This is a genomic window from Duncaniella sp. C9 (assembly GCF_004803935.1).
GTDB classification, from domain to species: domain Bacteria; phylum Bacteroidota; class Bacteroidia; order Bacteroidales; family Muribaculaceae; genus Duncaniella; species Duncaniella muris.
This window is the reverse complement of sequence record NZ_CP039547.1, coordinates 2,367,324-2,381,967: the sequence shown is the minus strand read 5'-3', so window position 1 is coordinate 2,381,967 and position 14,644 is coordinate 2,367,324. Positions and strand designations below refer to the sequence as shown.

Here is a 14,644-nt window from a genome sequence, read left to right as displayed (position 1 = left end):
ACGCCAAAAAAATGAAGCCACTTGACCAAGTCTGTTCGACTGACGCCTATGCGCCTGATCATACCGCAAAAGTACACAATAAATTTGACACAAGGCGCAGTATCATGGAAGAACTTCGAGCGTTTGCCTCATCCGTGCCGGATTTCCGTAGATTGGACAAAGGCAATTTCCGTCACAGCCTCAACGATATCATCATGCTGATGATACTCGGACGTATGGCCGGATGCATCGGACGAGCCGAGATATTGGAGTTCGGCAGATACAACCTCAACAAATTACACAAAATGGGCCTGTTAAGGAACGGCGTACCATCTGAGGCCACGCTTTGCCGTGTGGAGAACGGCATCAACGATATGGATATGGCCGACAGGATGCAGCAGTTCGCAGACATATTCCTTGAAAGACTTACTTGCGCCAGCCGCATCATTGAAATAATCTGCATTGACGGCAAAGCCGAGCGCGGCACCGTTCAGGAAAACGGGCGAAGCCCGGATATCGTCTCTGCCTATTCGTTCAGCACCGGCATAACAATCGCCACCGAAGCCTGTCAGGAAAAGAGCAACGAGATAAAGGCCATACCGATACTTCTTGATAAAATAGATGTCGCAGGAAAGATTGTCACAGCCGACGCAATGTCTATGCAGAAGGATATTGTCGAGAAAATCAGAAAGAAAGGCGGAGACTTTCTGATAGAACTCAAAGCCAACCAGCCGTCATTGCGATACGGCATTGAGGACAGGCTAGTGGAACACACACCGGTATATTCTTACACCGAAGGTCCCGAACTGGCCCACGGCAGGATAGAGACGAGAACCTACCGCGTATATGACGGACTGGACATTATCGCAGACAAGAAGAAATGGGGCGGAAACATGACCATCATAGAGTATGAATCGTCCACAGTCAAAAAGTCAACAGGAGTACACACCTCAGAAAAACGCCTGTACGTCAGCAGTATGCCTACGCATACTCCGAAGCCAGGAATCTTCGTGCGCAACCATTGGTCAATAGAAAGTATGCACTGGGGGCTGGACTAAAATCTTCAGCAGGACAATATAAAACGCAAGTCAACAAGAGCCGCCAGAAACCTCGATACCATACAAAGAATAGTTTACTCGGTGTTCTCAATATGGAAAGGACTTCGCAAGAAACAATCAGATAAGAATAAAGGCATAGCCGAACTGATCAGACATATCTCGATGAGCTTTACCAGACTGATTCGATTTTTAAGTCAAAAGTGAAAAAAATAAGATTTTGATACCAGAATAACTCTTTGATATACAGACATGGAAAAATTACCCGATTCTCAATGAACCGGGTAAGGGAAGATATGCTATTTATTTTAGGTTAAATGAAAGAGCCGTGTCGAGGTTGTTGAGATTCTTAGTGCTAAAAGATGACGAATAGCAAATTTTTACCTAACTTTGTAATTCCTTATGGCACAGTTTAATTCATATATTGATTTATTAGATCTTACGGTAGCCATTGATTTTTGCCGTGAGAATGGAACGCTATGCCATTATAAGAAAGGAGAATGTTTTGTACAGCAAGGTTCAATCGCACGCTATGCCGCCCTTGTAGTTTCGGGCTATTTCAAAATTACAACCCTCAATGATTCGGGAGATGAGGCAGTAGTTAATTTCGCTTTCCCCGGTCAACTCATTACAGATTTTCATTCGTCTTTACGCGGAGAATCCTCTCAATTCGCAATTATCGCCGGCGCTGATTGCGATATAATGCGTGTGCCGTTAAAAAATTTTAAGGATTATCTTTCCCCTTCTCTGCTTGATGAATATAAGGCACTGTTCAATATGGTATTCATGCGGTTGCTCAATCTCTACCGCAAGTCGCCACGTCAGCGTTATGTGGAATTGTGTGAACAATATCCCCAAATTGTCGAGACTGTTACATTGAAAGATATATCCTCTTTTCTGTTGATTACTCCCAACCATTTAAGCCGTATCAGACGAGAACTGGCAAATAAATCAACAACGAACATCAAAAAATAAGGCGGTCTATACATTTGTTAAGACAAAATTCATTTACCCTTGCTAACTTTGCGGTCGGAAAGGGTTCCATTGAACCACGACATTTTGGAAAATCAAACTTGTACTATATGAAGAAGATATTTTTAGTATCCTTGATTCTCGTTCAGGCGTGCATTGCTTTCGCACAGAATTACTGCGTGAACGACACCATTGTACGCGAAATTCAATTCCCTCTTACTCTGAACGACAAAACCGAATTTTTCTATTTCAATGATGAATGGATTCCGGGGGCACACCTCGGTCTGGTAGAAGCTGACGCCATTCAAAAAGCGAAGGTAAAAAACGACGAGTATGGAAATCGCGCCCTCTTTCTGACAGTATCTCCCGAAACTCTTTCACAAATAAAAACGGAAGCGCGAAAAGTCTTGGTAAACCTTGACACTCGCTGCGAGTTTCCCGGAGGCAACGGAAAACTCAAAGAATGGCTTGACGAAAACATCCGTATTCCTGAAGGATTCAAGGGTAGCGAACGAGTATTGGTGAAATTTACCGTTCATCCTGACGGCTCAATCAGCAATCCGTCGATTTTTCGCCGACCGAGCAAGAACGAGGCCGTCAATCAAGAGGCGTTAAGACTTGTGAATGCGTTGCCCAATTTCCGCGTAAAATACTATATTCCCCACTTAAAGAAAAGCTTCACCTGTTATCTTCCAATCACTTTCAAAGAGCCGGGCGCGATATTTATAAGAGGTGATAAAAGCAATTGAATGGTACGCCTTTTATGGCGAATATGCAATTCCCTCCATCATTCCTGTTCCTATTAATAAGATAAATTTGCAGTACAGGGCAACCGCATCAAAATTTTGCTTTAAGTAGCATATCGGTCAGATAGTCGTTGGAAAGGCTCGCTTTGAAGCGTCTTTTCTTCAGACTACTTTTGTCGACATGCTCTTTAATAATCTGCATTGCCAACTTCCTTATTGTTGAGAGGTTTAGTGACGCATACCCTTTCCTTGCACGGCAGGCATCTTCGAGGAATGTCACATCAAGATTCCAATGCAATTGGTTCTCGATTGACCAGTGACCACGGGCCAACATATTGAAGTATGCAGCCTTGGGATAATCTTCGTCACTGATGTACCGTCTGACGGCGGTTGCCGTGCGGTTGCCATAGTCAACCGTTGAAGTGACCTCTATCAATGTTTTCAGGCCGGGCCAGCGAGCCAGGACATCCTTGTCCTCGATAGTGTCCGCATTCAATATGCGGCAATCGCGTGTCTCGATACGTCCGTGGTCGGCATCCATCTGCGAAGCTGAGTCAACTGGCTTATTGTAGCGGAATGCATCGATAATCTGTTCGTTCATAGCTCCCTGATTCTCTTTGACTGCGAGAAAGTAATGGGCATTTTTATCAAGGATGTCTTGAGCGATTTTTACTTGTGTGCCAATAGCATCTATAGAGATTACAGCTCCTTCGATATCCAGTTTTTCAATAAGCTGCGGTATGGCGACTATTTCATTTTCCTTGTCTTTGAGACGTTGCTGTCCTACTACTATATGATTCTCGCTGACATAGGCGTTCATTATGTAATCGCCTTTCGTTCCATGCTGTTTAGGCGATGTACCCCTGAGCTTTTTGCCGTCTATGACAACCTGTTTTTCAGAAAGCGTGTCAAGGAACTTCCGGCCATGCTCAACCAGACATCTCTCAATCTCATCGGGATCCACAGCACTCATCAGCCGCTCGAAAGTGTCAGGCGACGGGCTGCGGTCAGGACGCTCGGCAAGCAGACCGAAATCACGCGCCCGATAATAAGCGAACTCGCTCATGTCCACATAATCCTCGCCTCCGCAGATATAGGTCAGCAAGGCGATTGTCAGAAGGTCGGAAAGCGCGTATGTGCAACGACCTGTAACCCGATGATCGGGTACTGTCATAAAGATTTCGTTTAGCATGATTTTAGTATCTATATTGTTGATTGTCAGCTACAAAGATACTAAAAAAGCACGAGATATGCAAGCTTTATGGCGCTAAAAATCAGACTGTTGCCGAGATTTTAACACTATAAAATTACTAAGAATTCATGACTTCGGATATGGTGTATTCAAAGAATTTCCCTACATCTATCATCGTTGACGCAACGCCATCGCTGCTTATCGCCTAAAATTTTGATGCGGTTGCCCTGATTTGCAGTATGAAAAATTTTCAATTAGTCAAAATATTATTCTTTTTGTTGCTCATAGTGTCATTGAACACTCAAACAACAAATGCAACAACTGTAGAAGAAAGACCTGCTTATATCAACGGCGGTGATGATGGACTATTGAGAGACCTATACTGTTATCTTTCAACTGTATCACTATCTCAATCAGACAGCATTAAAGGCAAATGTATTTTTACTTTTGCCATTTCTAAAAACGGAATTATTGACGTTGAAACTATCAAATTGGCACGTAAAACAACGTTGCCTGATGAATATGTAAATGCTGCTAAAGAAGCAGTCAAGCACTTGGGTAAATTTAAGCCTGGGAAAATGAATGGCATACCTAAAAAGGTATGGTATAACCTACCTATCATATATCCTATTCCATTAGATAAAATCATTACGAGCGAATAGAAACTCGTCTTTTACAATATATAACGGCTTATGTATCTTCGCGGTACATAAGCCATTTTCTATGTCATATCCCAACGCTATCGAAGTATGCCGCGCCGAACTCTTTACAAAAGAGGGCCCTCATAGTCGTAATCGATGTACTTAAAAGCGCCAAGGGTTTTCGTGTCGCGCCTTTTATGTGGTATGAATGAAAAATCTTCTCCATATACTTAGTAATAAAAATCAAGAGCCACCTATCCCGTGTGGGTTAAGTGGCTCTCGGCTCTGTTAGAGTGCAAAGACATAAAAACTAAAGTTTTATTGTAAGAAAATTTGGATAATAAGATTGAATTCCCTGTCTTTGAGTCGTGAAACCATTTCTCGTCGCAACGGAGTGAACACATAAAGATATTTTGCATCCTCGATGACGGTCTGTTGCGACTTTAAGACTGCACATCGAAATTTTATCTGTTTTATTTCATGATAAGTAGATGTTGAAAATTAGTTTATATCAATTTTTTTGCGTATCTTTGTGTAAACACATAAAGACACAACGCTATCGCAAAAATCAAAGTTATACAACTGACAGACCAACAACGTCTGCAATTAGAGGAAGGCTTTCGCCAAGGCAAGAGCCACGCATACCGCATGCGCTGTCGCGCAGTGCTTCTGAAATCCACCGGCCTGACTTCGGAACAGGTTGGAGAACAGACCGACATGACCCATATATCAGTCAATTCCTGGGTGAAACGCTTCGAGGCCGAAGGAATCAAAGGACTGGAAACACGTCCCGGACGGGGTCGGAAGCCAATAATGGACTGCTCGGACGAAGAGTCGGTACGCAAAGCCATAGAGAACGACAGGCAGAGCGTGAAGAAAGCGAAAGAGGCATGGCAGCAGGCTTCAGGGAAAGAAGCCTCCGAGAGTACCTTCAGGGCTTTTTTATCCGCCTTGGCGCGGGATATAGACGTATAAGAAAACGTCCAAAGGGGAAACCCTCGCCGCAGCTCTATGCGTATAAGACCGAGAAGCTGCAAGAACTCGTACAACAGGAAAAAGATTGTCTCATCGACATTTATTATGGAGATGAAAGCCACATCTGCACCGAGGGATATGTGCCATACGGATGGCAGTTCCGAGGTGAAGATGTCTATATCCCATCTGAAAGAGGTCTGAGACTCAATATTTTCGGCATGATAGACCGCAACAATCGATATGAAGGATTCTCCACAACTGAGAATATGACCGCTGACAAGGTTGCCGACTTTCTTGACCGATTTTCTCTCCGTATCCGTAAAAACACTTTTGTTGTCCTTGACAATGCAAGCGTCCACAGATGCAAACTCATGCGGGAACTCCGTCCAATATGGGAGAAACGTGGGTTGTATCTCTTTTTCCTTCCACCGTACAGTCCACATTTGAATATCGCCGAGACGCTCTGGAGAATCCTCAAGGGCAAATGGCTCAGACCTGCGGATTATTGCTCCACAGAATCCCTGCTCTATGCAACTAACCGTGCGTTGGCTGCGCTTGGATCTGAACTCAATATCAATTTTGTCCATGCGGCTTAGTATAAATTAATTTTTACGACTTACTTAACAAAATCGGCCGAGATATCGGCAACAAAAACCTACTACCGCATCCGCGAGGTTGTTGCGATGCTGAATATCCCGGCAAGCACTTTGCGCTTCTGGGAAGATACGTTCGATCAGCTGGAACCGCACAGGACTCCGTCGGGTCAGCGCAGGTACACACCGGAGAATGTCGAGGTGTGCAAGCTCATAAAACATCTGCTGCGCGACAAAGGCTATTCGCTTGAATACGCCAAGAAGGAGCTGGAGGTCTACCGCAAGTGTCCGCCTCGGAATGACTATGTCTGCAAGTCGGCTGATGACGCTCTGAACCTTTTGAACGAAGTCGCCAAAATGATTAATGGCAATCTCCATGCCGAAGCAAGAATCAAGGCCATCGAAAAGTGGATCAAAGCAGACCACTCCATTAATTGATGATATACATCTGGCCAGAACCGTCAGCTATACGGCCTCACTCCCGACTTGCGTTCATTTTAAAGATGCGGGGTTCTGTAATCCCAGCAACAGCCTCTGCCGGATCAAAAAAATAATCCGGCAGAGGCTCTGTTTGTTCTGGCGATAGCCTGAATGGCCTTCTAATTTCTCGAAATTTCTTTTACGGCTTCCGCAAGGAAATGGTCAAGCGCATCTTTGGCCGACATGGTGTAGACCGTGCCGTCATCGTGGGCGTAGACCACAGTCTGTCCTTTGACCACCTTGTCTAAAAGACACTTTTCAACCGCAACTTCCATTCCGCGGGCTAACTTTTCGGATATGTTATTGTCAGTCTTCCTGCGTCTTTCCATCGTTTTTGATTCGTTCATATATTTCCGGAGCTAAAGTCAGTGTGTCATTCGCCACTACACGCGGGCGGCAGCGAGTGTTATCTATGATGGTCCAGCTGTCTACAATAGGCATAAACAGGTTGAACAGATTGTCGATGCCATGATGATAGCGGCGCACGATAACATCGGAGGGTATATTATGGCCACCTTCACTGACTCGCTGGGCAACGCGTTTGATTGCCAGCTGTGGTGACGACAGCCAGATGTAAAGCAGATGGACAAAGTAGCCCAGTTTATGGGCTTTGGAGACCAGGGCATGGTAACTGCGTGTGGCCAGCGTGGTCTCTATGGCAAAGGTGATTCCTTTATGCAACAACTCTTCTATTCGGCCGAGCATGATACGTCCGGCCTCCATGCTCACACTTTCCGGATGGAAAGGAGAAAGGCCTTTGGCAATCTCATCGGCATTTACAAATTGTTGACAGTCAAGGACGTCAGGCAAAAGGGTGAATGAAGCTGTGGTCTTCCCAGCTCCATTGCAACCGGCGATGATGTACAAACTTGGCGATTTCATAATTAGTTGTTTTGGTTTAAGGGGGTATGATTCGTGTGTTTTATATATAGATGACTTCCGTCTGCCGAGGAGCTTTTCACTCTCTATAGTAGACGCGTTTAACGCGCTGCGACACGGAGGTCAGGACTTCATAGGGTATTGTACCGAGGACTTCGGCAAGATCGTCGACCGGAATATTTTCGCCGAATATCTCCACACGGTCTCCGACTTTGACATCAGCCACGTCCGTGACATCAATCATGCAGGCGTCCATGCAGATGCTTCCGACTGTGGGACATTTGATACCATTGACCATCACCGATGTATTGCCATAGCCGAGATGGCGGTTAATGCCATCGGCATAACCTACCGGAATGGTGGCAATCACCGACTGCCGCTTTAACGTTCCACGGCGGTTGTAGCCGATTGTGGTTCCTTCAGGCCAGTTTTTCAGTGAGATAATCACAGTGTTGAGTGAAGAGACAGGACGCAGATCATCCTGCGAACCGTCATGCATAGTCTTGACTCCATAGAGCCCGATTCCGAGACGCACCATATCAAGCTGATGATCAGGGAAACGTGTGATGCCTGTAGAGTTCAGAATATGCCGCAGTATTTTCCGTTCAGGGAATGCCGAAAGGAGCATCCGGCAACATTCATCAAAATAATCGAACTGCTGCTGCGTATAGTCATCCTCCATCGGATCATCCGCGGCACAGAGATGCGAGAATATCGAGCGTGGAACTACTCTATCCTGGCTCCTGAGCAGCTCGATCAGTTCAGGGAGATCCTCTTTAAGGAATCCGAGACGGTGCATGCCGGAATCAATCTTGATATGGACCGGATAGTCCGTAATGCCATAGCGCCCTGCCTCGCGGATCAATGCACGCAGGAAGTCAAAGCTGTATATCTCAGGCTCCAGACGATCGGCAAACAAGGCATGGAAATTCTCAACCGTCGGATTCAATACCAGAATAGGCATTGTGATTCCTGCACGACGCAGGTCTGCACCTTCGTCATGGACGGCCACGGCAAGATATGATGCCCCCTGAGCCTGCAAGGTGCGCGCAAGTTCATGTGAGCCAGCGCCGTATCCCGATGCCTTGATCATGCAGGCGATAGCTGTGGTAGGCTTGATACGCGAGCGGAAGGCATTGAAATTCGATACCACGGCATCAAGATTGATTTCCAGCACCGTTTCATGCTGCCGGGCTTCAAGAAGTTCGCAGATGCGTCCGAATCCAAATTCAGGGGCTCCCTTTATCAAAATCAACTCCCCTCGGAAATCAGACGTAGATTTTTTATGTAGAAACTCTTCTGTAGAGGCAAAAAATTCAGACTCCGGGCCGAAGCAACCCTTGTGGGCCATCAGCTCAGGGCCGATCCCGATCACCCGGCTCACACCTGCAATAGCCAGCAACTCGGCCATACGGCGGTAAAGGTCCTCCAGATCGGTATCGGCGTCGTGCATCAGATCACTGACAATGACCATAGCCTTACAATCTGGGGTAATTCTCCGTTTCATGAAATCAAGCGCCGGAGCAAGAGAATTGAAATCGCTGGTGTAGTTGTCATGGACAAGCAGACAGCCATTGACACCCTCAATGACTTCAAGGCGTGTGCCAACGGGCGTAAGTGATGCCATCCGCCGGCGTATGGTCTCCTGATTTATTCCAAACAGAAGCATCACAGCAAGACAATGGATAGCATTCTCAAGTTCATGCTCTCCCTCAAACGGAATTTCCAGCACGGCGCTCTGACCACCTTTATATATATAGCGAAATTCGGTCCGGCCATTTCCTCTGACAACATCGCAGATATACAGCGGAGCCTCAGGATCAGTCCGTGACCACCCTATCATTTCAGGTGCAGCTTTCACACAGCCTGAAATCAAAGGATCATCCGCATTATAGATGATACTTCTGCAACCGTCTAGAAGCAGAGCTTTCTCCCGACACTTCTGCTCTATCGACTCAAAACCGGCACTGTGAGCCGGACCGATATTGGTGAAGATGCCGATTTCAGGTTTAAGTATCTCCTTAAGCTTCGCCATTTCACCCGGTTGCGAGATTCCGGCTTCAAATATCCCCATAGCGGAGTCTTTGTCAAGCTGCCAGACCGACAAAGGCACACCTATCTGCGAGTTGTAGCTGCGTGGGCTTCTTACGATTTCAATATCGGCCTGAAGCAATTGATTGAGCCATTCTTTCACAGTGGTTTTTCCTCGACTGCCTGTAATGGCAATCAGAGGCACATCGTAACGCCGGCGATGATTCGCGGCCAGAGTCTGCAACGCAGCTAACGGAGACTCAACATAAAGGATATTAGCATCCTGAAGATCATCCGAGCATGAAAATGAGCCTGACACCACAAAACTACGCACTCCGCGGTCATAGAGCGACTTGACATAGCGGTGTCCGTCACCAGAAGATGTTTCAAGGGCAAAAAACAATGTGTCTGACGGATATGTCAGCGAACGGCTGTCTGTCAACAGTCGTGATATCCTAGAATCAGGAGCAGGCAATAATGAATCTGCCCCGATTATTTTTGCTATTTCAGAAATTGAATATTGCATTATTTAAATAATGTATTCTTGTCATTATAACGCCTGATAGCGTCGGTGAGTTTTGGATAACGTTCAGTAATTGCACGAATGGCCCTCTGTCTTGCCGCGATCTCATTAGCTCCAGCCTCAGTAGAGGAAGCCACAATGCGATGGGAAAGCCGACGGGTCAGAGCGCGGGCTTCAGCCGCGACCTTTTCAGTTTCAGGAGAGAAGTATGATGCGCGAAAAATTTCATATATATATTCGACTGCCTGTGACGATGAATGCTTCATATCCTCCGCATAGAACCTGTAATCACGCAAATCGTCCATCATTATCTCATAGGCAGGGAAATAACTTGCCACATCTTCGCCAAAAACTTTCACCACTTCATCCACGGCCAGAAGCAAAGTCGACTTGATCAGTTGATTTCCATGAGCGCCTGATTCGAGATAGCGCAGAGGACTAATTGTAAAAACGATTCTTGCCGAGGGGTTAAATCCGCGGATCAGCTCAATGCACTCAGCAAGAACCGCAACCGTTTCATCAAATCCGAGACACCTAGATTCGAATTCCTTTGCAGGCTGTTTGTGACAATTGGCCACAATCCGATCTGATGCGAGATGCCTGAATACCCTGGTAGTACCCAAAGTCAGAAATACAACCGAAGCGCATTTCAAAGTTTCATGGCCGGACAGCACCGAAGCTGCCATCATATCTGCAGCCTGCGCGCTGTCAACAGCTGAATATCGGGAGTGAAACAAAAAGCTGCGGTATAGCCCCTCCACTTCAATAAGTTCCTCTTCTCTGATTGGCTGACAGTCTCTCAGAATTTCCAGTGATCTCAAGACAGACATCGGATTATATACCGGACCGAAAGGATTAACCTCGACATCAAAAAGGTCATCTCTGAGGCATTTGCCTATATTATCCGTGAAACAAGAGCCAAGCAAGAGCATGGGGCTACCATGTTCCACAAGGCCTTGACGGCAGAGCGGACGTATGACTGTTCGAAATTCCATTTCTCTTTTCTTTTTTGCTACCAAACACACTGCAAAATTTATTGCAGAAGTTACCGATAGCCCTATCTGAAGAATTGATGCGGTTGACAAAATTACTAATAATCTTCAAGAACCAGGTTAAAAAAAATCAATAATCTGATCCTTTCATTTAACACCCCTCACAAATTAAATGCCATAAGCGACTATGAAAGCAACCGGTAATCTTCTTGCAAATTATACTTTAGCCACAAATACGCAATATTTATGTTAATTTTAATTAAATATAAACTCACGGCTTGGCCATTTCTCAAAATATATGTAGTTTTGAGCAATCCACCTTATTATGCGTCAGTAGAATAGTTGATCATCAATTTTTCACTCTAATCTACGCAGACCTTTCATAAATTAATCATGAAACATTTCTCCTTAATCAAGGCTATCGCTGCTACTTTCGGCGTCTCCTTTCTTACTTTTCAGCCCATGCAGGCTGAGAGCACTTATCGACTTGTAACGAACAACGACATGATTATTGACCGATGTGTCTATCTCTTGGTAGCCGAAGATCTTAACATTGCAGCCGCAAACGAAATGAATAGTCCAAGCGGTATAAAAACCACCGCAATCACACGCAGCGGCAACGGAATCATCAGCCTGCCGGACAAACATTCTGTTGGAGAATACTCTATTTTTTATACCGAACTTCAGAAAACATGCGACTGCGGTTCTCCGGAACTACATGTTGATTACCCATGGACATTCAGACCATTATTTTCAAACGATTATCTAACATATTATTACACTGATGGCATAAAAACCGGCCCGCTTGCCATAAAGCCACGCCGTTACCATTACTATACCACTGTCGATATTGACCCGGAATCTCACACATGCGCGACGTCCTTCTATTTAGAAGGAGCCAAAGCCAATTGTTACGGCCTATGGTTCAAAGAAGAAAGCGGAGAGTATATACTCAACACATATGCACCGGAAACAGACGGTCTGCACCGAATGCAGCTGTACCGCAAAGAGATCTACGACCTCAAGGTAATGGAAATCAAAAAGACCGATAGCACCTACAACATTAAAATACACGTAAAAACTTTTGACGAGAGCAACGATTACAGCAAAGGCCATCTGATGTATATTTTTAGCGATGAAGAAGTATTGTTCAATGACGATATCTATCGTGATCCGGAAACAATCATCCTCAGAAATTACAACGCCGGCGATTTTGAAATCAATTATACCGGTAGCAAAAAATATCTTTGGCTCATACGAGATCATGGCCCCAACGAACGCCTTACTGATGCCATAAAAGTAGAAGTCAAAGAAACCCAGATACCCCCCACTTCAGCAGAATGCAACCACTTCACCCCTCCGGCTGCAGAAGGCTATTCCATTGGGATGTATATTGACTTTGAACCCAAAGACGATGATGTGAAGATATATTATACCCTTGACGGGCAGGATCCGATAATTACTGAAAGCGGAATCTTATCTCTTGCCGAAAACGATGATGATGCCGAAGATCATACTGGCAAAACATACGACCTTGACATACGGCCTCTAATCTACGACGGTTCATCCCTTTCAGTCCGCTACACTGCCGTGAAAGCCGGCCACTCGCCAAGCGCGGTAGCAACAGTCAACATCGCAGGGATTCCCACGTCCATAATTCTTACCGAAGCTGATGACAACCAGATGGAGCCGGAATATTTCAACATGCAGGGTTTCCGGGTCCACACACCTCTTGCCCCAGGACTCTATATCCGCAGACACAACGGAAAAACTGAAAAGATAATTATTCGCTGATCTCCTCTCTACTCAGACAGCTATTGTCAAAGGCGCAGTATCGGAACCATCGGACTCCATGCTGCGCCTTTCACTTTCTTGTATTTTCATCGCCACACATTCCGATTTCACCCACATAGGGCTCCGAATCACATTTGCTTATTGGGCCAAACTATATATGAAGTTTTTTGAAGCTTTTTAACATAAATCCTAAAAAATATTTTCAACAAAATCATTATTTTCAAATTATTTTTCGTAACTTTGTGGCCGATTTAGCCGTAGCGGGCTCGATTAAGCAGCGATGCAAAAGACAACTCCAGCATCCTCGCCCGCCGGAATAACCTGTAACCCAATTAATAACAGATGTACGCTATCGTAGAAATCCAGGGACAGCAGTTCAAGGCAGAGCCTGAAAAGTTCCTGTATGTTCATTATCTCGGCGAAGCAGTCAAAGAAGGCGACAAGGTTGAATTCGACCGTGTTCTCCTCGCTCAGTCCGAAGACTCAGTTAAAGTTGGCGCTCCCATAGTGGACGGCGCAAAGGTTGTATGCGAGGTTCTCACCCCGCTCGTAAAAGGTGAAAAGGTCATCGTTTTCAAGAAGAAACGCCGCAAAGGCTATCGCCGCAAAAACGGTCACCGTCAGTGCTTCACCAAAGTGTTAATTAAAGAAGTTGTAGCTTAACCCACTAAAATCTCTAAAAGAAATGGCACATAAAAAAGGTGTTGGTAGTTCTAAGAACGGCCGTGAGTCAGAAAGCAAACGACTCGGAGTAAAGATTTTCGGTGGTCAGCATTGCAAAGCCGGCAACATCATCAAGCGTCAGCGTGGCACAGTTCACCACCCCGGCCTCAACGTAGGTATGGGCAAGGACCACACTCTTTTCGCTCTTATCGACGGTGTAGTTGTCTTCACTGAAGGCAAGGAAGGCCGCAAATTCATCAACGTCCAGCCGGCTGAAGCATAATAGCCTCAGTCAAGGACTGATTAAACACTGAAAAGACAGCCGGGCTGCAGATTGGAATCTGCAGCCCGGCTCTATTTTGAAGTCGGTTCGACAAATAAACCAACAACAGAGCGGCGCCTCCTTTGCCTCACATCTCGATTTTAAGGATGCTCATAGCGTAAAATTTCAGAAATTTATTTAACTTTGCTTCAAATGCGTAGACAATTCCGCGCATATAACCACCCCACCAAACCAGCACAAATGGAAAAGAAAAGCATCCGCGACCTCAACCGAGTAGACCTCGAACATTTTCGCCGTCAGCCCAAGATGACGCTCACGGTGGTCCTGGACAACGTAAGGAGCCTGAATAACATCGGTTCAATATTCCGCACATGCGATGCCTTCGCAGTGGAAACACTCATGCTCTGCGGCATCAGCGCCTGCCCGCCATCTCCCGAAATTCATAAAACCGCACTTGGAGCCGAAAACTCTGTAAACTGGCGATATTTCCATACAACAGAAGACTGCATCACACACCTACAACGTGAAGGCTATACCCTTTGCTGCCTCGAACAAGTCAAAGGAAGCATCGAACTTCAGGAATTTACGCCCCAGAAAGGACGCAGATACGCCCTCATTCTTGGCCACGAAGTTGAAGGCGTAGACCAAGCCGTGGTAAACCAATGCGATATATGCCTTGAAATACCACAGCGCGGCACCAAACACTCTCTCAACGTGTCAGTATCAGGAGGAATCGCCATATGGCACTTCTTCTCACATCTCAACACCCTTTGATTCATCTGCAACCTCAATCATCAACACTCTCATCAACTTAAATGAAATTCTCTCGCTCTCTTCCAATCGCTC

The 14,644-nt window shown here is 45.6% G+C and carries 14 protein-coding genes and 2 pseudogenes; 11 read left to right on the top strand and 5 right to left on the bottom strand.

Annotated features, from left to right (window positions below):
- The first annotated feature begins 11 nt into the window (after positions 1 to 11).
- The 3 genes from E7745_RS10030 (at position 12) to E7745_RS10020 (ending at position 2,755) form a co-directional block, all read left to right on the top strand.
- On the top strand, positions 12 to 1,037 hold the full coding sequence (locus E7745_RS10030) for an ISAs1 family transposase (protein WP_240740290.1): 1,026 nt from the start codon (positions 12 to 14) through the stop codon (positions 1,035 to 1,037).
- Between the two features lie 399 nt (positions 1,038 to 1,436).
- The gene (locus tag E7745_RS10025; RefSeq protein WP_124076500.1) at positions 1,437 to 2,009 is read left to right on the top strand and encodes a Crp/Fnr family transcriptional regulator; all 573 of its coding nucleotides are present in this window, start codon (positions 1,437 to 1,439) and stop codon (positions 2,007 to 2,009) included.
- Between the two features lie 107 nt (positions 2,010 to 2,116).
- On the top strand, positions 2,117 to 2,755 hold the full coding sequence (locus E7745_RS10020; protein ID WP_124076502.1) for an energy transducer TonB: 639 nt from the start codon (positions 2,117 to 2,119) through the stop codon (positions 2,753 to 2,755).
- A gap of 88 nt (positions 2,756 to 2,843) precedes the next feature.
- On the opposite strand, the gene E7745_RS10015 is transcribed toward E7745_RS10020, so the two are convergent.
- Positions 2,844 to 3,926, bottom strand: coding sequence for an ISAs1 family transposase (locus E7745_RS10015; protein ID WP_240740289.1), 1,083 nt, complete (start codon positions 3,924 to 3,926; stop codon positions 2,844 to 2,846).
- A gap of 257 nt (positions 3,927 to 4,183) precedes the next feature.
- On the opposite strand from E7745_RS10015, the gene E7745_RS10010 reads away from it, so the two are divergent.
- From E7745_RS10010 to E7745_RS09995, 4 genes and pseudogenes are all read left to right on the top strand, one after another.
- The gene (locus tag E7745_RS10010) at positions 4,184 to 4,606 is read left to right on the top strand and encodes an energy transducer TonB (RefSeq protein WP_124076506.1); all 423 of its coding nucleotides are present in this window, start codon (positions 4,184 to 4,186) and stop codon (positions 4,604 to 4,606) included.
- A 627-nt stretch (positions 4,607 to 5,233) separates the two neighbouring features.
- Positions 5,234 to 5,470: pseudogene (locus E7745_RS15075) on the top strand (helix-turn-helix domain-containing protein); the annotation flags it as partial.
- A pseudogene (locus tag E7745_RS10000) lies at positions 5,392 to 6,156 on the top strand (IS630 family transposase); the annotation flags it as partial. The pseudogenes E7745_RS15075 and E7745_RS10000, both read left to right, overlap by 79 nt.
- A gap of 9 nt (positions 6,157 to 6,165) precedes the next feature.
- A complete protein-coding gene (locus tag E7745_RS09995; protein WP_370291910.1) occupies positions 6,166 to 6,591 on the top strand; it encodes a MerR family transcriptional regulator in 426 nt (141 codons plus the stop codon).
- A 161-nt stretch (positions 6,592 to 6,752) separates the two neighbouring features.
- On the opposite strand, the gene E7745_RS09990 is transcribed toward E7745_RS09995, so the two are convergent.
- From E7745_RS09990 to E7745_RS09975, 4 genes are all read right to left on the bottom strand, one after another.
- Complete coding sequence (locus E7745_RS09990; protein ID WP_107031923.1) at positions 6,753 to 6,962, bottom strand: hypothetical protein; 210 nt, start codon at positions 6,960 to 6,962, stop codon at positions 6,753 to 6,755.
- Positions 6,940 to 7,515, bottom strand: coding sequence for a zeta toxin family protein (locus tag E7745_RS09985; protein WP_124075748.1), 576 nt, complete (start codon positions 7,513 to 7,515; stop codon positions 6,940 to 6,942). Before E7745_RS09985 ends, E7745_RS09990 begins: the two co-directional genes overlap by 23 nt.
- A gap of 76 nt (positions 7,516 to 7,591) precedes the next feature.
- Positions 7,592 to 10,069 (bottom strand): bifunctional UDP-N-acetylmuramoyl-tripeptide:D-alanyl-D-alanine ligase/alanine racemase, encoded by a 2,478-nt coding sequence (locus E7745_RS09980; RefSeq protein ID WP_136408767.1) that lies wholly within the window; start codon positions 10,067 to 10,069, stop codon positions 7,592 to 7,594.
- On the bottom strand, positions 10,069 to 11,151 hold the full coding sequence (locus tag E7745_RS09975) for a GSCFA domain-containing protein (protein ID WP_168182085.1): 1,083 nt from the start codon (positions 11,149 to 11,151) through the stop codon (positions 10,069 to 10,071). Before E7745_RS09975 ends, E7745_RS09980 begins: the two co-directional genes overlap by 1 nt.
- 300 nt (positions 11,152 to 11,451) lie before the next feature.
- Between E7745_RS09975 and E7745_RS09970 the strand changes: the two genes are divergently transcribed.
- The 4 genes from E7745_RS09970 to E7745_RS09955 all read left to right on the top strand — a co-directional run bounded on the left by E7745_RS09970 (position 11,452) and on the right by E7745_RS09955 (position 14,572).
- Positions 11,452 to 12,852 carry an FN3 associated domain-containing protein gene (locus E7745_RS09970; protein WP_136408765.1) on the top strand — a complete coding sequence of 467 codons (1,401 nt, stop codon included), beginning with the start codon at positions 11,452 to 11,454 and terminating at the stop codon, positions 12,850 to 12,852.
- A gap of 342 nt (positions 12,853 to 13,194) precedes the next feature.
- Positions 13,195 to 13,515 carry a 50S ribosomal protein L21 gene (rplU, locus tag E7745_RS09965; RefSeq protein ID WP_107031918.1) on the top strand — a complete coding sequence of 107 codons (321 nt, stop codon included), beginning with the start codon at positions 13,195 to 13,197 and terminating at the stop codon, positions 13,513 to 13,515.
- Positions 13,516 to 13,537: 22 nt separating this feature from the next.
- Positions 13,538 to 13,798 (top strand): 50S ribosomal protein L27, encoded by a 261-nt coding sequence (gene rpmA, locus E7745_RS09960; protein ID WP_107031917.1) that lies wholly within the window; start codon positions 13,538 to 13,540, stop codon positions 13,796 to 13,798.
- Positions 13,799 to 14,038: 240 nt separating this feature from the next.
- Positions 14,039 to 14,572: an RNA methyltransferase gene (locus E7745_RS09955; protein WP_107031916.1), complete on the top strand. Its 534-nt coding sequence runs from the start codon at positions 14,039 to 14,041 to the stop codon at positions 14,570 to 14,572.
- Positions 14,573 to 14,644 lie beyond the last annotated feature (72 nt).